The following is a 20,001-nucleotide window of genomic DNA, read 5'->3' as shown; positions in this document are numbered from 1 at the left end:
TGAACCGGTTGACGCGCATCAGCTCGTTAACAGCCTTTCGAAGCAGCGCTGCGCCTCAGCCCTGATCCGCGCCTCATCGAGGAAGACGCAAGCGCCGTCCTTGACGACCCGAACGCCGTCGACCCAGACATGGCGCACGTCCCGTCCCGTTCCCGCGTATACCAGATGGGAGACGAGATCGGTCCGCGGGTAGAAATGCGGCTGTTCGATATCGAGCGCGATGAAGTCGGCTTTCATGCCTTCCTTCAGTTGGCCGATCCGTCCCTCCTGCCAGATCGCGCGGGCGCCGGAGACGGTGCCGAGCTTCAGCGCTTCCCAAGCGGGAACGGCGGTCGGGTCGCCGGAGACGCCTTTATGGATCAGCGCCGCCAAGCGGATCTCGTCGAACAGGTCGAGGTTGTTGTTGCTCGCCGCGCTGTCCGTGCCGAGACCGACGGTCACGCCCAAGCGCAGCATATCCGGCACGCGCGCCACGCCGCTCGCCAGCTTCAGGTTGCTCGCTGGATTGTGTGAGACGCTGACGCCGCGCTCCGCGAGCAGGGCGATCTCGTCGTCCGTCAGATGCACCGCGTGCGCCACCAGCGCCGGCCGCGAGAAGAAGCCGAGCTTGTCCAGATGCTCGACGGGACGGCAGCCGTAATCGAGGACATTGCGCTGCACCTCGGCGGCCGTCTCCGACATGTGGGTGTGGAGCGGGAGATCCAGCTCATGCGCCGCTTCCACGATGCGCGCGATATAATCGGGCGGGCACGTATAAGGCGCATGCGGGGACAGCATCGTCCGAATGCGGCCGTTCGCCCGGCCATTCCATTCCTGCGCGAACCGCGTCGCTTCGTTCAGCTTGGCGGTCTGCACGTCGGGCGGGCACAAGCCGATGACACCGCGCGTCAGCAGCGCGCGGATGCCGGACTGCTCCGCCACTTCGGCGACCAGATGCATCCGGTCGTACATGTCAACGAATGTCGTCGTGCCGGAGCGGAGCATCTCGCTGACGGCCAGCGCTGTCCCCCATCGGGCGTCTTCGTCCGTATACTTGCCTTCCATCGGCCACATCTTCTGCTCCAGCCATACCTGCAGCGTTTCATCGTCCGAATAGCCGCGCAGCAGCGACATGGCGGCATGGCCGTGCGTATTGACGAGGCCGGGCATGAAGACATAGCCGCGTCCGTCGATAATTTCGGCGCCTTCCGGCGCGGGGTCCGGCGTCTCTTCGCTTAAGTATAGGATGGTATCGCCTTCTACGACCATATGGCCGTAGACCACGGGACGAACGTCGTCCATCGTGACGAAGGCGCCGTCTTTAATCCAGATCCGCTTCATTTTCGTTCTCTTCTCCTTCTTCGTCCAAATAATACGCGAGGCTCATTAGTTCGGTCGTGAAATTCGCATAGTGGATCCGCACGCCGTCCTGCACGCGGAGAATGGTCGGCGCGAAATTCAGGATGCCGTCGACGCCGGCGTCGACGAACCGGTCTGCGACGTTCTGCGCTTCGACGGCCGGTACCGTGATAATACCGATCCGGATATGTCGCTCGACGATCGTCTCCTTCAACTTCTCCATCGGCAATACGGTCAGCCCGTTGATGGACGTGCCGATCATCGACGGATGCACGTCGAACACCGCCGTGATCTTCATATTATCCTTTAAATACGTGTTGTAATTGCATAGCGCCCGGCCGAGGTTGCCGGCGCCGACGAGCGCGACGTTGAGCGGTTGGTCGAGCTTCAGGATTTGCCGGATCTTCTCGATCAGGTACGTCACGTCGTAGCCGATTCCTTTGCGGCCGAAATCGCCGAAGTATGCCAGATCCTTGCGGATTTGAGCAGGATTGAGATCGAGCCGGTTGCCGAGCTCCTGCGATGAAACCGTCTGGACATCCCGTGCGCTCAAGTCGTTCAATACCTGCAAGTACACGGGAAGTCTGCGAACGACGGCCTCGGAAATTTTCATCGGTTTCATGTTTCCACTCCTTCTTCGCGCGAGGCCAGCCACTCGTGCATCCGCGGCACGATTTGGTCAACGTGCATCGTTTCGATCTTCGGGCCCGGAAGCGAGTACAGAAAATATTTGCCGTAATAGGTATCGATGACGCGAGTATCGTAAATAAGGACGATGCCGCGGTCCTTCGCCGTCCGGACCAGCCGGCCGAAGCCCTGCTTGAAGCGGATGACCGCCTGCGGGATAGACAGCTTCATGAACGGGTTCTGCTTCTGCTCCTGCAGCAGCTCCGACTTGGCTTCGACGAGCGGATGGTTCGGCGGCTGGAAGGGCAGCCGGACGATGGCGAGGCACGTCAGCGCGTCGCCGGGAATGTCGACGCCTTCCCAGAAGCTGCTCGTCCCGAGGAGGATCGAAGCGGCCTGCTGCTGGAAGCGGCGCGTCAGCTTGCTGCGGTTGCTGCTGTCGATCCCCTGCCCCAAGACCTGAATGCCATGTTCCGACAGCGCTTCTTTCAGCGGCTCGTACGCCTGCTTCAGCATTTTGTACGACGTGAACAGGACGAGCATCCGGCCATGTGTGCCGACGGCCGTCTCCGTCAGCGACGCGACGAGCTTCTCCATGAACATCGGGTCTCCGGACGCGCCTTTCAACACCGGGAAATTGCGCGGGATGATGACGAGCGCCTGCTCCCGGTAATTGAACGGCGACGGGAGCTGAACGGTCTTCAGCCGCCCCGCCTCTTCCTCGCCGGCCAGGCCGAGCTGCTCGCATGCGTATTGAAACGATTTCTGCACGGACAGCGTGGCCGACGTCAAGATGACGCTGCGCTTCGTGTCGAAGAAATAGGTGCGCAGCTGGCTGCTGACGTCCGCGGGCACGGCGTACAGCTGCACCGATTTCGCCCGGGAATTGGCGTTCGCCTCCAGCCAGTACACCGTATCCGCCTTATCCGCCTTGATGAACTGGCGCAGATCGTCTCTCGCCCGGGCCAAATCCTTCACGGTGCCGCTAAGGTCGGTGACGAGCGCCGCGATGGCGGGATCGTCGATCTCCTCTTTGATGGCGGCGAACACCTTATCGAGCGGCCGGATGATTTGGCTCAAGTAGCCGTGCACCGCTTCCTCGATCAGCTGGGCTTCCTTCCACAGCTCCGGCAGCTTGCCGCCCCGAAGCCGCAGCACGTATTGCCCGCCCTCGCCGCCGGCCGCGTCGGCAGCCGCGCTCTTCGCCCCGCCGCCCGCGCTCGTGAGCGCGTACAGCAGCTCGAACAGCCGGTCCCATTCGTCGCGCAGCTCGCCGAATACCGGCACCACCTCGTCGATTTCCTCGCGCCACTTCTGAGTCTGTTCGACGTTCTCATGCGCCAGCCGGCTGTTCAGCACGATCAGCTGGCCGTTCCGCGCATCCTTGCAGAGCCGGAACACCGGCTGCTGAATCGCGTAGTACGACAGCTGCGTTCCGAGATGCTTGCCCGCGACGTCTTCCAGGTGATGTGCCTCGTCCAGGATGAGGTGCTCGTAGCCCGGCAGCAAGCGGTGATCCGCGCGGATATCCGTGAACAGCATGGAATGGTTCGTGATGACGACGTCCGCGAGGTTCGCTTCCTGCTTCGCGCGGTGATAATAGCAGCGCTTGAACCACGGGCAGCTTCGGTTCAAGCAGGAGTCCGCATCGCTCGCGACCGCGCTCCAGAAATCCGCGCCGCGATTGCCGAAGTTCAGCTCTTCTTGGTCGCCGTGCTCCGTTTCGCTGAGCCAGACGACCATTTGCGAAGCCGTTATCCGGTCCTCGGCCGGCGCGACGAAGTCGCGCATGTTCACTTTGCCCTCGAACTTGCGCAGACATAAGTAATTACCGCGCCCTTTGAAGACGGCTGCTTTAAACGGATACGGCATGACGGCGAGCAGCAGGGGCAAATCCCGCGACCGCAGCTGTTCCTGCAAATTGATTGTATGCGTGCTCACGACTATCTTCTTGTTGTGCTGGACACCATAGTAGAGAGCCGGAATGAGATAGCCGAGCGACTTGCCCGTGCCCGTGCCGGCTTCAATGAGCAGATGCCGTTCTTCCTCGAGCGCGTCGATGACTTCCTGGAACATCATGTTCTGCGGTTCCCGTTCTTCGTAGCCCGGAATGACGGCGGCGATGCCTTGCTTGAGATGGTTGAGAAATGCGGAGAACGTCCAATCGGCGGCTGCGGCGGCCGCGTCCTCGTCGCTGCGCGGATGCTGCTCCTCCGTCCAGTCGCCGGCCTTCATCGCGAACTGCCGGAAGTACGCGAACGCGTCCATGTCGATCGCCGAGGCCATCTCCTTGCGAGTCGCGAATCGCGAGACGAACCAGCCGAGATCGTCGGTCTCGTCGCCGAGCAGCTGAGCCACCCGCTGCAGCGTCAGCAACGGAAGGCCTTCCAGTTTGCGGCAGCACGCAGCGAACAGCTCCGCCGTAGCCATGGCGTCGCTGTCCGCGCGATGATGCTGATCGTGTTCAATGCCGAATAGCTCCGTCACCGCGCCTAGTTGATAGGTCGTCAGCGTCGGATACAAGATGCGCAGCAGGTCGATCGTGTCGAGCCGCCGTCCGTCGAACGCCACGTACCCGCAGCGGTCGAGCGCCGCGTTCAGAAATCCGGCGTCGAAGCCGACGTTATGCGCGACGAGCACGGCGTCGGAGAGCAGCGGCACGACCTCGAGCAGCACTTCCTCCAGCTCCGGGGCATCCGCTACCGTCGCGTCATCGATACCGGTCAAGCCCGTAATGAAGGCCGGGATCGAAATGGCCGGCTTGACGAACGAGCTGTACGTCCGCACGACCTTCATGTCCTCGTCCATCAGGACGAGCCCAACCTGTATAATATCGTCTCCGGCGCCGTGGCCGGTCGTTTCCAAATCCAATACGGCGTAATTCATCCGGTACGTATCCTCCCCAAACAAGCAAAAACGGCTGCTCCCGGCAAGCGCGGCGCGTGACCGGGCAGCCCGGCCGGCGCCGGCCGGGCGCAGCGCGTTTCGTTTATAGAACGTTCAGCGAGGACCGATAGTTTCCCCTGCTCACATGACCGTTCGATTTTACAGCTGGCCGCTCCCGAAATAAAGCGACAGTTGGCCCGCGTGCTTCGCGCATGATTGCATGTTCGCGAGCGGGTCGGTGAAATTCGGATCGGCCTGATGCGCCTTCTCGAAATAAACGGCCGCCTGCTCCAAATTCATGCGCACCGCTTGAATGCAGCCGAGTGCGTTCAGCCCGAGCGCCCGCCATCTCGGATGCTCCGTGATTTCGACCAGCAGCTGGAAGTGCCGCTGGGCTTCGTGCCATTCCTGCAGATGCATGAAACTCATGCCGAGGAACAGGCGAGCCTGGTTATTCTCGGGCGAGCGGTGCACAGCGTCTTCGAAATGCGCGGCCGCTTCGCGGAACATCAGCAGCTTGAAGTAGCCCTGCCCCTTGGACATGGACCGGTGGAACCCGGCCGCGGCTTCCCATTCGCCGTCGTCCGCTTCCGCCAAGCCGATACCGGCCGGGGAAAGTCCGGCCTGCTGGGCCGCTAGCGGCACCTCGGAGACGATTTTCGGGTACGCCTGTTCTTTGGGGCTTGCCCCGGCCGGCTGGCTGTCGCCGGCTGCCGGGCCATACCCGAATTCCTGCTTCAATTCGCGGAAATCGGCCATCTTCTCCTCGAACTGCAGCCATTCTTCGATAAACTGATCGCTGAACTGCTTCAGCTTGGCTAACTGCTCATCCAATCGTTGGCGCTCTGTGTCGTTGGCATGCGGATAATGAATGATGATGTCTTGAAGGATGTCCTGCATCGTGGCAAAAACATGCTTGAACATGATACGCCCCCCACCTTCACGCCGTAATGTAGAGAATGAAGCGAGTGTTATGCTCATTCTTTGCCCGGGCATCGGTTTTCATACTCCAACCCAGACGTTTCACAGCGTTGGCATCGGGTTTTCGACGCTCTCGTTACAGAACGGTCGCGTGCAGCTCTTCATTCGTCAATTGGACGGGCTTGTTAGCAGCGTCCAGGATAACGACCTTCGGCTTATAAGCGCGCGCTTCTTCCTCCGTCATGACGCCGTACGAAATAATGATCACGTTGTCGCCGGGCTGCACGAGCCGCGCCGCCGCGCCGTTCAGGCAGATGACACCGCTCCCCCGCGGGCCGGTGATGACGTACGTCTCCAGACGCGCACCGTTCGAGTTGTTGACGATTTGCACTTTCTCGTTGGGCCATATGTCAGCCATCTCCATCAAGTCTTCGTCGATGGTGATGCTGCCGACGTAATTCAGGTTCGCTTCAGTGACTGTGGCTCGGTGAAGCTTCGATTTCATCATCGTTCTGAACATGGCGGCCACCTCCAGTCGGTTGAAATAAACGGTTATCAATTAATCGCGTGCCGCCGAATTTGACGGCAAGCGCGAGAATCAGCTGCGTGTCGGCATCGGCAAGCGGCTGATCCGGATCGAGCGGCTGCAGCGACGGATACGTCAGCAGCTCCACGTAGTCGATCTCGGCCAGCGGCGCCGTGCGGATGCGCGCGGACGCTTCGGCGGCCAGACGTCCTGCGGTCATGCCTGGCTCGGTCAACCGCTTCTCCGCGGCCTCGAGCGTTTGCGACAGAACGAGCGCCTGCCGGCGCTGCTCCTCGCTCAGGTAGACGTTGCGGGAGCTCATCGCGAGGCCGTCCGGCTCGCGTACCGTCTCGCACGGCACGATGTCGACCGGCATGTTGAGGTCATTCACCATTTGCTGGATGACCGCCACCTGCTGGGCGTCCTTCATGCCGAAGTAGGCGCGGTCCGGCTGAACCAAATTGAACAGCTTGCTCACCACGGTGCCGACGCCGTCGAAATGCCCGGGCCGGGAAGCACCGCACAGTTTCTCCGTCACCTCGCTGATCAGCACCCGGGTGAGCGGCTTCGTCGGATACATCTCGGCGACCGAAGGCGCGAAGAGCAGCCCGGCGCCGTTCCGCTCCGCAAGCGCGGCATCCCGCTCCAAGTCGCGGGGATAGCGCTCGAAATCCTCGTTCGGCCCGAACTGCAGCGGGTTGACGAACACGGACACGACCGTGAACGCGCCGTCGTCGGCCGCGCGCCGCATCAGGCTCGCATGGCCTTCATGCAGGTAGCCCATCGTCGGCACCAACCCGATCAGCCCGTTCGGCGACTCGCTGCGCCGGCGCGCGAGCTCGGCTTTCAATTCGGCGATCGTCGCGCAGATGATCATGACTGTCCGCCTCCTTTGGACGCGCCCGTCTGGTCGCCCTGCGCCTTGTTCTCTTCGGCGGCATCGGCGCCGCCGCCATACAGCCGGCGAAGCACTTCCTGCTCCATCGGGAAGGCATGCGCCTGCTCCGGAAACGCGCGCGACTTCACGTCAGCGACATACGCCCCGATCGCACCGCGGATCGTCGAGCCGAGGTCCGCGTACGTCTTCACGAACCGTTTCTCGTAGTACGGCGAGGCGTACTGTAAAATATCGTGATACACGAGCACTTGCCCGTCGCAGCCGCGGCCCGCGCCGATGCCGATCGTCGGGATGGACAGCGCGGAGGAGATCGCTTCCGCGAGCGGCTCCGTCACGAGCTCCAGCACGACGCTGAACGCGCCTGCCGCTTCAAGCGCTTTGGCATCGTCGATGAGCTGCTGCGCTTCCTTCTCCAGCTTGCCCTGCACCTTGTAGCCGCCGAGCTGGTGGACCGACTGCGGCGTCAAGCCGATGTGTCCCATGACCGGAATACCGGCCTTCACGAGAGCCTCGACTTCGTCCGCGACCTCCGCGCCGCCTTCTAGCTTAACGGCATGGGCATAGCCCTCTTGAAGCAGCCGAGCCGCGTTGCGCAGCGTCGTTTCCCGGCCGAGCCGGTACGTCATGAACGGCAGATCGGCCACGATGAACGTATGTTGAGCGGCGCGGGCGACCGCGCGCGCGTGGTACACCATATCGTCTAACGTCACGGGAATCGTCGTGTCGTACCCCAGTACGACGTTGCCGAGCGAGTCCCCGACGAGGAGTATGTCGATGCCCGCTTCCTCCGCGAGCTTGGCGGATGGATAGTCGTAGGCGGTGAGCATCGAGATCGGCTCTCCGTTTTGCTTCATTTTTTTCATCTTCGTAATCGTAAGCGGTTGGGTCATGGGTTTCGTCCTCCTTAGAATGGATGGGCGTCCGCGAGGTTCGTCATGCCTAAGTTAAGCTTTCACGATCGGCGTTCGTCCTATGTGATCAACACAAAAAAACCTTCTAGCCGCCGCTAAAAAGGTTCCAATCCAAAAAGGAACATCCTGGCTAAAGCGAGCTTCCTTCTGTCTCGGTCCCTGACGGCTCAGAGCAGAAATGCGCACTGCCTTACATACGAAGCGGATGAATATCAGTCCGGTCCGCCGCATTGTCCCGGGTGCGGTTCGCGTCCCAACGCGATACCGCCCCGTCCATGAGCATGACTGGTAAGGCGAGTATATCATTAAATCGGCATGCCGTCTATGAACGGTTACCCCTGCTGCGGCACCTGTTCGGCGGAGAACAGCGGCACGACGGCGCCGTCGTCCATCCGCACGAGCAGTGCGCCCTGGTCATTCAGGCCGATCGGCGTGCCCGTCGTTTCCTTGCCGCCGACGATCAGCCGCGCCGGCTTATGCAGCGTAACGGACAGCGCCTCCCAGAGCGTCCGAATCGGAGCGAACCCCTCCCGCTGGTAGACGGCGTACAGCTGCTCGAATTGCGCGAAAAACGCCGCGACGGTCTCGGCCCGGTCGAGCTCCCGGCCCAGCTGGATGCGAAGCGACGTCGCAATGTCGAGCAGCTCCGGCGGGTAATCGTCCTCCGTCAAGTTGACGCTGATGCCGATACCGGCGATTACGTGGCGCAGCCGCTCTTCTTCGGCCGTCGTTTCCAGCAGGATGCCGCTGATTTTGCGGCCGCCGACGAGCAGGTCGTTCGGCCACTTGATGCCGATGTCGAGCGGTGCGGTGGCCGCGCGCAGGGCGCGGCACAGCGCGACGGCCGTCAGCAGCGTCAGCTGCGGCGCGAAATGAAGCGGCATGCCGGGACGGAGGATGAAGCTCATCCAGATGCCCTTACCCGAAGGCGACACCCATTTGCGGCCCAATCGGCCCCGCCCGTTCGTCTGCCGCTCGGCGATGACGAGCGTTCCTTCGGGCGCGCCTTCTTCGGCCAGCCGCTGCGCGATATTCTGAGTCGAATCGACCTCGTCGAACAGCCGGATGCCGCCGATCATCTTGACGCCTTTCTCCCCGAGCTTCGCGCCGAGCTCGAGCGCCGTCAGCTTGGAGGGACGGCCGACCAGCCGATAGCCGAGCCTGCGCGACGCTTCGATCCGGTACCCCGCGGTCTCCAGCTTCTTGATTTGCTTCCAGATCGCAGTCCGGCTGACCCGAAGCTCCTGGCTCAGCTGTTCGCCGGATATGTAATGTTCGCTTCCCTGCTGTTCGAGCAGCTCGAGCAGGCGATTGTTCATGAATGGTCACCTCGTGTTTCGTGCGGCCTGTCTTCCTGCGCCAGACGGGCCGCCGCTTCGGCGAGCAGCGCCGCTTTCTCGTTCGGCACGGCGCCGAGCGCCGCAGCCTCCAGCAAGCTATGAAGCAGCCGGCCCAGCCACGGCCCCGACGGCCTGTCCGCGAGCGCTAGCAGCTCCTTGCCCTTCACGGCCAAATCGCGCACTGCGCCAGCGGGCATCCCGCGAACCGCCGCCTCCAGCGCCTGAAGGTACGGACCTAGCACGGCATGTTGTCGTTCCGCGGCATGAATGTCCGCCGCGATCAAGTCCGGGACGCGCCCGACGATGCCCGCCCAGGCCAGCGCGGCGGTTTGTCCATGCCGCAGCGCAGCGAGAATCCAGCTTCGCCGCGTATCCTCCCGCAGCCGTGCGGCCAACGCAGCGTTCTCCGCCGCCACCGGCTGATCGGCGAGAGCAGTCAAGTCCCGTCCGGCCTGCTCCGCCATTGCGCCGTGAACGCCAAGCACAACCGACAGCCGCTCGCCGCGGGCCGTCGCGTAGCGCAGCGTTCCGAACAGCTTCGCGGCTTCGTCCGCGCCAAGCCCGAGCAGCGCGCAGAGCGCCGCCCACCGGTCCTCGGCGTCCGCAAGGCCGGCAAGACCGCGGATACCGCGGGCGAGCGGCTCCCCTGCTTCTGAGCTCCGGCCGGCGTTTAGCGCCGCGTAGGCTGCCGCCGCGGACGAAATAGCTTCCGGAAGCAGCTCCTTCGTGTGGGCCAAGAGGCCGCTCGACGCGAGCAGCGCGCCGGCCCGTTCCGGATGGCGGCCGCCGATCATTTTGTCGAACTCGAGCCCGATCCGTTCCATGGCGATATGCGCGAGCAGCGCGCGATGCCGCCGGATCGCGCGCCACGTGCCGGGCGCGATCCGAAGGTCGTACGCCGCGGCGAACCGGACGGCCCGGACGATGCGCAGCGCGTCCTCCTGCAGCCGCGCGTCGGCGTCGCCGACGCAGCGCAGGATGCCGCGCCCGAGGTCCCGCCGTCCGCCGAAGGGGTCGACCATCGTCCCGTCGCTGCGCATCGCCATGGCGTTGATTGTGAAGTCCCTGCGCAGCAGGTCTTCCTTCAGCTCGGTCACGAACCGCACCTCGGACGGCCGGCGGAACCCTTCATAGGCCGATTCCGTGCGGAACGTCGTGATTTCGTACGTATCGCCATCATGCACGACCGTGACGGTACCGTGCTGCAGCCCTGTCGGAATCGTATGCGGAAACGCCGCGATGACGTCTTCGGGCGAAGCGGACGTCGCGATGTCGACGTCCTTTAGCGGCCGTCCGAGCAGCGTGTCCCGGACGCAGCCGCCAACGAATACGGCTTCGAATCCGCGGCTTTCCAGCGCGGCTAGCAAAGGGAGCGCCTTCGTCAGCGCTTCGCTCATCGACATGGCCCTCCCTCCTTTTCCGCTATGGTTGATTGATGGCTTACTCGCAAACCGGCTCCGGAATGTCCGCTTCGATGCCGAGCGTTTTATAGTAGATTCGTTCGTATTCGGTCGTGATCAGATCGTTGCAGAAGCGGGTTCTGGCCCGGTGCAGGCACGCTTCGCGCACCTTCCGGTAGAGCGCTTCGTCGCGCAGCAGCTGAATCGCGTTGTACGCCATATCGTCCGTATCGCCGATCGGCGACAGGTAACCCGTCTCGCCGTGCGACACCAATTCGGGAATCCCGCCAGCCGTTGAGCCGATCGTCGGCACGCCGCAGGCCATCGCTTCCAGAGCGACGAGCCCGAAGCTTTCCTTCTCCGACGGCAGCAGCATGACGTCTGCGATCGAGATGACCTGCGCGACGTCATCCTGCTTCCCGAGGAAGTGCACGCGGTCCTGCAGGCCGAGCTGGCGCGTCCACGCCTGCACCTTCGGCAAATCCGGTCCTTCCCCGACGAGCAGCAGCCGGCTCGGCACTTCCCGGACGACCTTGGCGAACACCTCGACGACGTCCTGGAGCCGCTTCACCGGCCGGAAATTCGAGATGTGCATGAGGATTTTCTCGTCGCTCGAGGCGAAATCGCCGCGCAGCGAGCTGCATTCCCGCGGAAAGTAGACGCGTTTATCGACGAAGTTATATGTCAGCTCGATCGGTTTGTCGATATCGAGCAGTTCCCGCGTTTCCCGGATCAGGTCCTGGGAGACCGCCGTGACGGCGTCGCTGTTGTTGATCCCCATGCGAATCAGGTCCTTGAGCGATTCGTCCTGCGCCAGCACCGTAATGTCGGTCCCGTGCAGCGTCGTCACCGTGCGGAGGCCGTCGCCGACCATTTCCTTGGCCAAGTAGGCGCATACCGCATGCGGCACCGCATAATGGACATGCAGGATGTCGAGCTCCTGCATTTTCGCGACCTGCGCCATTTTGCTCGCGAGCGACAGATCGTATGGGGGATAGCGGAAGACGTAATAATCGTTAACTTCGACTTCGTGATAGAAGATGTTTTTCTGGAATTGGCCCAGCCGGAACGGGACGCTGTGCGTAATAAAATGAATTTCATGCCCCTTCTCGGCCAGCAGCTTGCCGAGCTCCGTCGCGACGACGCCGGAGCCTCCGAGCGTCGGGTAGCAGGTGATGCCGATCTTCAAGTGTCTAGCCATGCGCTGCACCTCCAGTTCTTTCAATACCTATGCGTATGCCGAGTGAACAAATCCGCTTGACAACGGTTAAAACAACGTTACCGCATGTGGCTTCCGGATTGCAAATCCTTCGGCGTACGCCCAGCCGCGGGACTGCCCGAGCAGCATGTCCCGTGCCTCCACCCGCTGGATGTAGCGGTCGGTCAGCGGGGTCCGCACCCGGTCTTCCCCTTCGGCCGGCGGCGCGAATTGCGAGCGGTACGCCTGCAGCGCCGCGAGCTTCGTGTCGATATACTCGCTGATATCGGTGACGAGGCTAACGTCCCCGCTGTCATTGATATAGTAGAAATACGTCTGCTCTACCTGCACGGCGGGCAGTTCCGGCATATAATTGCGCAGCTTCGCGTTGAAGACCGCTTCTTCGATCAATCTGCTGCAATTGACATGGTCCGGATGGCGGTCGTTCCAATACGGCGCGAAAACGATCCGCGGCCGGAGCCGGCGAATTTCGCCCACGATCGTCCGGATTTGTTCGTCCGAGCCGGTCAACCCCCGGTCGGGCAGGCGCAGTACGGAGCGATGCGCTAAACCAAGCACCGCGGAAGCGTCGGCGGCTTCCTGCCGCCTTGTTTCCACGGTGCCGTTGGAGGACATCTCGGCTTCGGTTAGGTCGCAGATCGCGACACGGTATCCTTGCGCGACGTGCTTCGCGATCGTGCCGCCCATGCCGATCTCGACGTCGTCCGGATGCGCGCCGAAAGCCAATAAATCGACGGCCGGCATCACGCTTCACCCGGCTTGTACTTATGCACAAGCTCCCGCCAGGCGAAATCGCCGCGCTGCAGCGCGCGGACGAGCAGCTCGCCTGTCGCGACGTTGGTCGCGACCGGAATTCCCTGCACGTCGCAAAGACGCAGAAGCGCGATGATGTCCGGCTCGTGCGGCTGCGCCATGAGCGGGTCGCGCAGGAAGATGATCAAGTCCATTTCGTTCTGCGCCACGAGCGCGCCGATCTGCTGATCGCCTCCGAGCGGACCCGACATGAACCGGTGGATCTTCAGCTGCGTCTGCTCCATGATTCTGGCGCCCGTGGTTCCCGTCGAATACAAGGCGTGGCCTTGAAAAACCTGTTCGTACGCGGTGACGAAATTGACCATTTCGTCTTTCTTTCGGTCGTGCGCGATAAACGCGATGTTCACCCTTGCTGCACTCCTCTCCTGTGTCCTCAAGCTCTCTTTCGCTGTGAGCGGCCGGCTTGTCCGGACTGCCAGCTAGTCCATCAAATGTTCGAATCCGTATATAAGTCCGGTATACATCATGATTTTCTTGCACGCGACGTTCACGCCGGGCATATACCCCGCGCGCTCGTAGGAATCGTGCCGGATTTTCAAAGTTTGGCCATAACCGCCGAAGACGACTTCCTGCTGGGCGAATACGCCCGGCAGCCGTACGCTATGTATGCGGAATCCGTTATAATACCCGCCGCGGGCACCCTCAATGATTTCCTTCTCGTTGGGATTGCCCTGCCTAAATTCCTGCCGCGCCTCCGAGATGAGCTCTGCGGTCTTGATCGACGTGCCCGACGGGGCGTCCAGCTTCTGATCGCCATGATATTCGATAATTTCGACGTGCGGCATATACTTGGCCGCCTGCGCGGCAAATTTCATCATCAGGATCGCGCCGATGGAGAAGTTCGGCGCAACCAACGCGCCGAGCCCTTTTGCCCTGCACAGCTCGTCCAGCTCGGCCATCTGCTCCGGCGTCAGCCCGGTCGTGCCGATGATCGGGCGTACGCCGTAGGCGATGGCGAGGTTCGTATTGCCGTATGCCGCGTGCGGCACGGTGAAATCGACCAATACGTCCGCTTCGGCGCTCTTAAGAGCGGTTTCCAGATCGGCTTGCACGATTACGCCGCAGGGCGCCAGACCGACAAGCGTTCCCGCGTCGACGGGACCGGCGGATGGACTTACCGCCGACGCCAGCGTCAGTCCTTCGTCCTGAAGTACCATTTTGACGACCTCGCGCCCCATCCGCCCGTTTGCTCCCGTTACTGCCACTCGAATTTGTTCCGCTGCCATTGGGTCACCTGTTCCTTTTCCGTTTACTTCGCTGGCTGTACGCGCGGAGGGCCCTGCCCTTTCGCCTCAGCTCGGCATACAGCGTTCGCGCCGCGGCATGTTCGGGATCAAGCCGTACGGCTTCCCGCGCGTAGGTCACGCCTTCGTCGTAGTGCCGCAGCGAAGCGTAGGCCGAGCCGAGCAGCAGCAGCGCCTCCAAGTTCAGCGGATCCATCCGCGAAGCTTCGATCAGCATCGAGAGCGCACGGTCCGTCTCCGCGGGCGACTGCGTCAGCAGCTGCCCCGCTTCGCTGACCAGCGCTTTCGCTTTCACCGTCTGCAGGTGATAGCCGTACTCCTCATGCGCGGCATCCAGCTGCACGGCCGTCTCCGCGTACTGCAGCGCCTTTTGCCATTTCCCGCTGCGCGCGCATGTAATCGAGCATTTATAATAAACCGCGCCGTTGTCCGGCTCCAGCTCGATCGCTTGCTCGAACCGTTGAATCGCCAATTCGTAATCCCCGTTCAAAATGGCTTCGTAAGCCTTCTTCACGCAGCTCTCTACATCCATCCGCCCACCCTCCTTGTACACAGGTTGATGGTACAGCATATGTAGGAAGCCGGTTTACGGTTCGACGTTTTTTCTCGTCCAACGGTCGGCGTCGCGCGTATTGAATTTATGCATGACACGGTCATGGGCTTCCGTCAAGTCGATGCCGAGCGAATTGGCGAAGCAGACGACGATGAACAAAATATCGCCTAATTCCATCTCGATAGAATTGTCCGCCTCGTCCGCTTTCTTCGGCTTCTCCCCGAAACGGTGATTGACTTCCCGCGCCAGCTCTCCAACTTCCTCGCTCATCCGGGCGAGCATCGAGAGCGGACTGAAATAGCCCTCTTTAAACTGCGCTATGTATGCGTCAACCTCTTTTTGTATATCCGCCAGCGACTTTTGATGCGACACCGTCCAAGCTCCTCTCTGTGCATGAGGTTTCCCTACATATGTTATATCAAACCGTTTCCGAACACAATGCTTTTGACTTTCGCACGAAAGAGACATACTATGTTATAGCCTTCATCTTTGCACCCATTATCGAGAGGAGCCGTTTTCCCGTTGAAAACGAACGTTACGCAGCTGCTTCGCAATTTGATTCCGGTCATGCTGGGAACCGCGATTTATGCATTCGGCCTGCATTATTTCCTGCTTCCCAATCAACTGATGGAAGGGGGCGTCACCGGGATCGCGATATTGCTCAACTACGCGCTCGGCTGGCCGCTGTCGATCTCGACCTTCGTGCTGAATATCCCGCTCTTCATTATAGGCTGGCGCATTCTCGGCCGCTCCCATACGGGCTACACGGTATTCGGCGCCATCTCGCTCTCGGTGTTCCTGGCGATCATGGAGAAGTTCATCGCGCTCGGCTGGATCGTGCCGTTCCGAACGTCGAACGATTACATACTGGCGGTACTCTATGCCGGCGTCACGCTGGGCGTCGGCCTCGGCATCGTGTTCCGCTTCGGCGGAACGACCGGCGGCGTCGACATCGTCGCCCGCATCGCCGTCAAACTGAAAGGCTGGAGCATGGGACAAGTCATTCTGACGCTCGACGCGGTCATCATCGCCTTGTCGCTGCTTTATATTCCGAAGGAAAAGGTGCTCTATACGCTCGTCGCCGTCTTCATCGCCTCCAAGATGATCGACTTTATCCAGGAAGGCGCCTACGCGGCCAAAGAATTCACCATCATCACGGAAGCCGGCGAAGAGATCGGCCGGAAAATCACCCAAGAGATGGAACGCGGCGTTACACTGTTCCCGGCTAAAGGCGCCTATTCGGGCAAGCCGAAGCAGGTCGTCTACTGCATCGTGGCGCGGCATGAAATCCGCATGTTGCGTGCGATCGTACGAGGTGTCGATCCGCGTGCGTTCATCGTCATCAACGACGTGCACGACGTGCTCGGCGAAGGCTTCAAAGAAGAATAACCGGCCCAAAAGGACCGGTTATTTTTTCGTTCTCCTCTATGAAGACATACCGTTTATAATTTGTTGCGCGATATCGGAACACTGCCGTTTCGATCGTCCCGGTATTTGCGCCAGCCGATAAAGCCGAGCACGCCCATGACGAAGGCGGCGATGAACATTTCCCCGATCAGCATGGAGCCGTGCCGCTGTTGACCGACCGTCACGCCCGGCGGAAACACTTCTGCAGCGGTCGCTTCGCCGGCTAGATTCGGGTCGCGGAACAGTGCGTTCGCGGCCGACGTCAAGCTGTCGAGCGCCGATAGGACGGAATCCGGCCGCATCTGGCCTTTCTCCACGGCCGCCACGACCCCTCTCATGTATCCGATACGTTCCTTGACCGCTTCGATCGAGCCGGCATCCCGCTGCATGAGCGCCGCTACCTCCAGCCGATCGACATGCTCGCCGTAAATATTGATTGCCGCTTTGGCCGCCATGGCCCGATCCTCGGATTGCGATTGCCAGCTCGTCCGGATACGCTGCGCATCATCCTTCAAAATATCTTGGTATTGGAGCCATAAAGGCGACTTCGGGCGAAAAACGGCATCGCTGGCCAGCTTCAGCCGGGCGGCTTCCGTATACCATAGCGTGGTCGTTCCTTTTTGGGGCATTGCCTTTTTGGCCGCCTGCAGGCTGAGATCGAACGCCTGCCAGCCGACCGGCGTGCCGGAGCCGCGCACCTCGGGCGCGGAGGCCAAGCCTTCGATGCGCTGCAGCAGCATATAGGCTTCCTGCCGGTTCGAGCGATTCGCCGCCGAATAAAAGGCATCCGACCAAGCGCTTAGCTGCTCCAGCGATGAATTGTTGTTCACATCCGCTTGTTCCGGAATCGCGTCGACAGCCGACGCTGCGTATTGCGCGGGTTTCAGGCTGCAGCCCGACGCGAGAATCAAACAAAACCCGGCGCAAACCAGCGCAAAGAACGTTGATGCCTTCATGACCATCCCCCCTATTACCATCGTATGGGGGGATGTCCCATCTTATACCTTGCGGTAGGCGATTAATAGCCAAGTGACTAGCAGACTGATCACCGATAACCCCATCGTGAACGTCTGGATGGCGGACAAATCATCGTCGAGCACGTCCGGCAGCCAGGGAAATACGAAAAACGTATAATCGATCGTATCGTTAAGCAGCAGCCACAGCAAGGCAAGGAAGGCCATGAACCGTCCGAACACCATATAACGGACGAACAGCATCGCCTCGAACGCCATGCCGAGATGGGAGGCGATGAGCATATAATGCTCCCACTCCAAATGGTCGCCCTGCGCGCTGCCTGCCAAGATCATCGTGACCGCCCATATGCCGTATTTGATCGACGTGACGACCCCGAGCGCTTCGATGATCGAACGAATCGTCAAGCCTGCGGTACCCGAACCCGCGAGCCGCGGGAATAAGAGAAACAGCAAGGACAGCGTAAAAAACAGGCTGGCGGTCGGGCTGTCCGGCACGAAGACGACTTGCCACGCGGATTGCGTCTCCACCGTATACACCATCTGATTGCCATACCAGTAATAACCGTACAAGGTCCCTAACGCGTTTACGATCAAGAGAAGCCATAGCATCGCGCGATTGATCAAAAAATCGCGGCTCCACGGCAAAACGGCTGCTTTCACGTCAAACCTCCTCGTCTTCGGAATAGTTGGGCATTGCTGCAAAAAAACCTGATCGATGAACGATCAGGTTTTTGGATCTTTGCCTTCAACGCCTTATTTTGCGGGCGCTTTTTGTTTCGCGAGCCAAGTGGCCAGTTGATCGATCTCGTCGGCGGTCAACTTGTCCTTGAAGGGCGGCATGTTGTTTTTGCCGTTCGTTACGATATCGACCAAGTCTTCTTTGCTGAACTTGTCGCCGATGCCGTGGAACGACGGAATGCCCGAGCTTTCATTGCCTTTCAGGTCCGCGCCGTGACACATGACGCACTGCGCTTTCTGTTCGATCAGCGAGCTAACAACCGGATCCTTGGCGTCGACGAGCGGAATTTCCGGTGCGGGTTCGCCTGCCGGACGGCCTGCTTTCGCCGCTTCTTCCGCGGCTTCGCGCGCTTTCTCTTCCCGGAGGATTTGCTCCGGAATCGTGTTTGTGATCTTCAGCTCGTGCTGGTAATGATCCCACGATTGCTTCGTCAGATAGAAGCAGGAGATGAGCGACATGAACATCAACAGGGACGCGACCGGACGTCTGTAGAACCGGCGTTCTTTGCCTGTGTCCAGGAACGGCGCAAGCAAGAGTGAGCCGAAGGCAATGCCCGGAATGCCGACCGTACCGAGCACGACGTAGCTGCCCGACACATATTGCAATTTCAAGAATTGATACAGGAACAGGAAGTACCAGTCCGGCATCGGAATAAAAGACGCGTTCGTCGGGTCGGCCGGATAGCCGAGCGGGGCCGCTTCGGAGATCGTCAGCACGAGGAAACCGACGAGCACCACGACGCCGACCATCCATTCCTTCAACAGGAAGTTCGGGATAAACGCTTCCGATTTTCCTGGATAGGCTGAATAGTCCGGTGGTGTCACGGGGCCGGGAGCCGACTTTTTACGAACCCGGGAGTCACCGACGAAAACGACTTTCTCGTTCGATTTATGACCGTGTGCCATTCGCGAAATGCCTCCTTTCGGCTTAAAGTGGTCCCGAAATCCCTTGCTTTCGGATCATAAAGAAGTGTGCCGCGAGGAGCGCGAGCAGCGCGCCAGGCAGGAAGAAGACGTGAATCGCGAAGAATCGCGTAAGCGTTTCGGCGCCGACGATCTCGCCGCCTTGCATCAGCTCTTTAATGTATGTACCGATCCACGGCACCGATTCGGCGATCTGAATGCCGACCTTCGTCGCGAAGTAGGCTTTGTTATCCCAAGGAAGCAGGTAGCCCGTGAACCCGAGACCCAGCATGATGAAGAAGATCAGCATGCCGACCACCCAGTTCATTTCGCGCGGCGCTTTGTAGGAGCCCGTGAAGAATACGCGCAGCGTGTGAAGGAACATCATGACGATTACGAGGCTCGCGCCCCAGTGATGCATACCGCGCACGATGCCGCCGAAGGCGACCTTGTGCTGCAGGAAGTCAACGCTCTTGTAGGCATTGATGATATCCGGCACGAAGTACATCGTCAGGAACATCCCGGACAAGATTTGAATAACCGTAATGAAAAACGTCAGGCCGCCGAAGCAATACACGAATGCGGAGAAGTGATGAGCAGGGTTGACGTGCTCCGGTACTTCGTGGTCGGCAACGTCCCTCCACATCGGCGTAATATCAAGACGTTCGTCGATCCAGTTGTAAATACCTTTCATCATCTGATTGTTACGCCTCCTTATACCCGTGTATTGGCTTTGATCGGACCGAGGTAAATCCAGCCGTTATCGACCTTCAAATCGTATTCGTCCAAAGGCTTAGGCGCGACGACCAAATTCTTGCCGTCCTTGGTGTAGTGGGCGCCGTGGCATGGGCAAACATATTCCTCGTTCTTCTCCGTGTTCCAGGCAATCGTACAACCAAGATGCTTGCAAACCGGCGAAAGCGCGAACGGCTTGCCGTCCTGCCCTTTGGAAATCCAGGCCGTCAGCTCAGGGTCGCTGACATACCAGCCGTCCACCTGGTGGATTTTGAACTTGAATTCTTGAGGTTCGTTCGTAATTTTTGTTTCTTCTACGACTTTAATCCACGTACCGCCCGCTTTTTTCTGCAAGATCGGATCTACCGCAAAGCGGATCATCGGAAGCGTCATACCCGCTGCCATGAAAGCGCCTGCGCCGCCGAGCGTATACGACAAAAATTGACGCCGCGACATCCCGCTGCGTTTCACCGCGCTGTGCGTGTTATCGTGTTCATGGTTACTCATCTTCTGTTCTACCCCCTTTGCTGAGCCATATCTTGTGTTCTGCCGGAGAAGGCAAAACATA

21 protein-coding genes are annotated in these 20,001 nt (G+C 60.4%); 1 reads left to right on the top strand and 20 read right to left on the bottom strand.

What is annotated here, in order from left to right; translation table 11 throughout:
- Window positions 1-18 precede the first annotated feature (18 nt).
- From ACFPB1_RS04485 to ACFPB1_RS04415, 15 genes are all read right to left on the bottom strand, one after another.
- Window positions 19-1,320: an amidohydrolase gene (locus ACFPB1_RS04485; RefSeq protein ID WP_379222322.1), complete on the bottom strand. Its 1,302-nt coding sequence runs from the start codon at window positions 1,318-1,320 to the stop codon at window positions 19-21.
- A complete protein-coding gene (locus ACFPB1_RS04480; protein ID WP_379222320.1) occupies window positions 1,301-1,960 on the bottom strand; it encodes a redox-sensing transcriptional repressor Rex in 660 nt (219 codons plus the stop codon). The genes ACFPB1_RS04485 and ACFPB1_RS04480 overlap by 20 nt, the downstream gene beginning before the upstream one ends.
- On the bottom strand, window positions 1,957-4,851 hold the full coding sequence (gene dinG, locus ACFPB1_RS04475; RefSeq protein ID WP_379222318.1) for an ATP-dependent DNA helicase DinG: 2,895 nt from the start codon (window positions 4,849-4,851) through the stop codon (window positions 1,957-1,959). The genes ACFPB1_RS04480 and dinG overlap by 4 nt, the downstream gene beginning before the upstream one ends.
- A 159-nt stretch (window positions 4,852-5,010) precedes the next feature.
- Window positions 5,011-5,775, bottom strand: a complete 765-nt coding sequence (locus tag ACFPB1_RS04470; RefSeq protein ID WP_379222316.1) for a hypothetical protein — start codon at window positions 5,773-5,775, stop codon at window positions 5,011-5,013.
- Between the two features lie 133 nt (window positions 5,776-5,908).
- On the bottom strand, window positions 5,909-6,292 hold the full coding sequence (gene panD / locus ACFPB1_RS04465) for an aspartate 1-decarboxylase (RefSeq protein WP_379222313.1): 384 nt from the start codon (window positions 6,290-6,292) through the stop codon (window positions 5,909-5,911).
- A complete protein-coding gene (gene panC / locus ACFPB1_RS04460; protein ID WP_379222311.1) occupies window positions 6,243-7,175 on the bottom strand; it encodes a pantoate--beta-alanine ligase in 933 nt (310 codons plus the stop codon). The genes panD and panC overlap by 50 nt, the downstream gene beginning before the upstream one ends.
- Window positions 7,172-8,086, bottom strand: coding sequence for a 3-methyl-2-oxobutanoate hydroxymethyltransferase (panB, locus tag ACFPB1_RS04455; protein ID WP_379222309.1), 915 nt, complete (start codon window positions 8,084-8,086; stop codon window positions 7,172-7,174). The genes panC and panB overlap by 4 nt, the downstream gene beginning before the upstream one ends.
- Window positions 8,087-8,439: 353 nt before the next feature.
- Window positions 8,440-9,426, bottom strand: a complete 987-nt coding sequence (locus ACFPB1_RS04450) for a biotin--[acetyl-CoA-carboxylase] ligase (RefSeq protein WP_379222307.1) — start codon at window positions 9,424-9,426, stop codon at window positions 8,440-8,442.
- Window positions 9,423-10,850, bottom strand: a complete 1,428-nt coding sequence (locus tag ACFPB1_RS04445) for a CCA tRNA nucleotidyltransferase (protein ID WP_379222305.1) — start codon at window positions 10,848-10,850, stop codon at window positions 9,423-9,425. The genes ACFPB1_RS04450 and ACFPB1_RS04445 overlap by 4 nt, the downstream gene beginning before the upstream one ends.
- A 37-nt stretch (window positions 10,851-10,887) precedes the next feature.
- Window positions 10,888-12,048, bottom strand: coding sequence for an N-acetyl-alpha-D-glucosaminyl L-malate synthase BshA (gene bshA / locus ACFPB1_RS04440; protein ID WP_379222303.1), 1,161 nt, complete (start codon window positions 12,046-12,048; stop codon window positions 10,888-10,890).
- Between the two features lie 66 nt (window positions 12,049-12,114).
- Window positions 12,115-12,810 (bottom strand): bacillithiol biosynthesis deacetylase BshB1, encoded by a 696-nt coding sequence (gene bshB1 / locus ACFPB1_RS04435; protein WP_379222301.1) that lies wholly within the window; start codon window positions 12,808-12,810, stop codon window positions 12,115-12,117.
- Complete coding sequence (locus ACFPB1_RS04430) at window positions 12,810-13,226, bottom strand: methylglyoxal synthase (RefSeq protein WP_379222298.1); 417 nt, start codon at window positions 13,224-13,226, stop codon at window positions 12,810-12,812. Before ACFPB1_RS04430 ends, bshB1 begins: the two co-directional genes overlap by 1 nt.
- A 72-nt stretch (window positions 13,227-13,298) precedes the next feature.
- The gene (gene dapB, locus ACFPB1_RS04425; RefSeq protein WP_379222296.1) at window positions 13,299-14,105 is read right to left on the bottom strand and encodes a 4-hydroxy-tetrahydrodipicolinate reductase; all 807 of its coding nucleotides are present in this window, start codon (window positions 14,103-14,105) and stop codon (window positions 13,299-13,301) included.
- Between the two features lie 4 nt (window positions 14,106-14,109).
- Window positions 14,110-14,655: a tetratricopeptide repeat protein gene (locus ACFPB1_RS04420; RefSeq protein WP_379222293.1), complete on the bottom strand. Its 546-nt coding sequence runs from the start codon at window positions 14,653-14,655 to the stop codon at window positions 14,110-14,112.
- Window positions 14,656-14,709: 54 nt separating this feature from the next.
- Window positions 14,710-15,048, bottom strand: coding sequence for a nucleotide pyrophosphohydrolase (locus ACFPB1_RS04415; RefSeq protein WP_379222291.1), 339 nt, complete (start codon window positions 15,046-15,048; stop codon window positions 14,710-14,712).
- Between the two features lie 195 nt (window positions 15,049-15,243).
- Between ACFPB1_RS04415 and ACFPB1_RS04410 the strand changes: the two genes are divergently transcribed.
- Window positions 15,244-16,065, top strand: a complete 822-nt coding sequence (locus ACFPB1_RS04410) for a YitT family protein (RefSeq protein WP_379222397.1) — start codon at window positions 15,244-15,246, stop codon at window positions 16,063-16,065.
- Between the two features lie 53 nt (window positions 16,066-16,118).
- Here the strand turns inward: ACFPB1_RS04410 and ACFPB1_RS04405 are convergent, their stop codons facing one another.
- From ACFPB1_RS04405 to ACFPB1_RS04385, 5 genes are all read right to left on the bottom strand, one after another.
- A complete protein-coding gene (locus ACFPB1_RS04405) occupies window positions 16,119-17,039 on the bottom strand; it encodes a sporulation protein YpjB (RefSeq protein WP_379222289.1) in 921 nt (306 codons plus the stop codon).
- A 42-nt stretch (window positions 17,040-17,081) separates the two neighbouring features.
- Window positions 17,082-17,666 (bottom strand): DUF1405 domain-containing protein, encoded by a 585-nt coding sequence (locus ACFPB1_RS04400; protein WP_379222395.1) that lies wholly within the window; start codon window positions 17,664-17,666, stop codon window positions 17,082-17,084.
- Between the two features lie 144 nt (window positions 17,667-17,810).
- Window positions 17,811-18,701, bottom strand: coding sequence for a c-type cytochrome (locus ACFPB1_RS04395; protein ID WP_379222287.1), 891 nt, complete (start codon window positions 18,699-18,701; stop codon window positions 17,811-17,813).
- Window positions 18,702-18,723: 22 nt separating this feature from the next.
- Window positions 18,724-19,395 (bottom strand): menaquinol-cytochrome c reductase cytochrome b subunit, encoded by a 672-nt coding sequence (gene qcrB / locus ACFPB1_RS04390; RefSeq protein ID WP_090637800.1) that lies wholly within the window; start codon window positions 19,393-19,395, stop codon window positions 18,724-18,726.
- Between the two features lie 17 nt (window positions 19,396-19,412).
- Window positions 19,413-19,940, bottom strand: coding sequence for a ubiquinol-cytochrome c reductase iron-sulfur subunit (locus ACFPB1_RS04385; protein WP_379222284.1), 528 nt, complete (start codon window positions 19,938-19,940; stop codon window positions 19,413-19,415).
- Window positions 19,941-20,001 lie beyond the last annotated feature (61 nt).

This window comes from Paenibacillus sp. GCM10023250 (assembly GCF_042653205.1).
GTDB lineage: Bacteria > Bacillota > Bacilli > Paenibacillales > Paenibacillaceae > Paenibacillus_Z.
The sequence above is the reverse complement of the archived record's forward strand: the minus strand, read 5'-3'. Positions and strand labels throughout refer to the sequence as shown.

Excerpts from the sequence above, each read along its gene's own strand:
- ACFPB1_RS04420 (WP_379222293.1), bottom strand. The coding sequence starts at position 14,655 with ATGGATGTAGAGAGCTGCGTGAAGAAGGCTTACGAAGCCATTTTGAAC.
- panB (WP_379222309.1), bottom strand. The coding sequence starts at position 8,086 with ATGACCCAACCGCTTACGATTACGAAGATGAAAAAAATGAAGCAAAAC.
- dinG (WP_379222318.1), bottom strand. The coding sequence starts at position 4,851 with ATGAATTACGCCGTATTGGATTTGGAAACGACCGGCCACGGCGCCGGA.
- ACFPB1_RS04480 (WP_379222320.1), bottom strand. The coding sequence starts at position 1,960 with ATGAAACCGATGAAAATTTCCGAGGCCGTCGTTCGCAGACTTCCCGTG.
- qcrB (WP_090637800.1), bottom strand. The coding sequence starts at position 19,395 with ATGATGAAAGGTATTTACAACTGGATCGACGAACGTCTTGATATTACG.
- ACFPB1_RS04470 (WP_379222316.1), bottom strand. The coding sequence starts at position 5,775 with ATGTTCAAGCATGTTTTTGCCACGATGCAGGACATCCTTCAAGACATC.
- bshA (WP_379222303.1), bottom strand. The coding sequence starts at position 12,048 with ATGGCTAGACACTTGAAGATCGGCATCACCTGCTACCCGACGCTCGGA.
- ACFPB1_RS04405 (WP_379222289.1), bottom strand. The coding sequence starts at position 17,039 with ATGAAGGCATCAACGTTCTTTGCGCTGGTTTGCGCCGGGTTTTGTTTG.
- ACFPB1_RS04445 (WP_379222305.1), bottom strand. The coding sequence starts at position 10,850 with ATGTCGATGAGCGAAGCGCTGACGAAGGCGCTCCCTTTGCTAGCCGCG.
- dapB (WP_379222296.1), bottom strand. The coding sequence starts at position 14,105 with ATGGCAGCGGAACAAATTCGAGTGGCAGTAACGGGAGCAAACGGGCGG.
- ACFPB1_RS04385 (WP_379222284.1), bottom strand. The coding sequence starts at position 19,940 with ATGAGTAACCATGAACACGATAACACGCACAGCGCGGTGAAACGCAGC.
- ACFPB1_RS04400 (WP_379222395.1), bottom strand. The coding sequence starts at position 17,666 with ATGCTATGGCTTCTCTTGATCGTAAACGCGTTAGGGACCTTGTACGGT.
- ACFPB1_RS04410 (WP_379222397.1), top strand. The coding sequence starts at position 15,244 with ATGCTGGGAACCGCGATTTATGCATTCGGCCTGCATTATTTCCTGCTT.
- ACFPB1_RS04485 (WP_379222322.1), bottom strand. The coding sequence starts at position 1,320 with ATGAAGCGGATCTGGATTAAAGACGGCGCCTTCGTCACGATGGACGAC.
- panD (WP_379222313.1), bottom strand. The coding sequence starts at position 6,292 with ATGTTCAGAACGATGATGAAATCGAAGCTTCACCGAGCCACAGTCACT.
- bshB1 (WP_379222301.1), bottom strand. The coding sequence starts at position 12,810 with ATGCCGGCCGTCGATTTATTGGCTTTCGGCGCGCATCCGGACGACGTC.
- ACFPB1_RS04450 (WP_379222307.1), bottom strand. The coding sequence starts at position 9,426 with ATGAACAATCGCCTGCTCGAGCTGCTCGAACAGCAGGGAAGCGAACAT.
- ACFPB1_RS04395 (WP_379222287.1), bottom strand. The coding sequence starts at position 18,701 with ATGGCACACGGTCATAAATCGAACGAGAAAGTCGTTTTCGTCGGTGAC.
- panC (WP_379222311.1), bottom strand. The coding sequence starts at position 7,175 with ATGATCATCTGCGCGACGATCGCCGAATTGAAAGCCGAGCTCGCGCGC.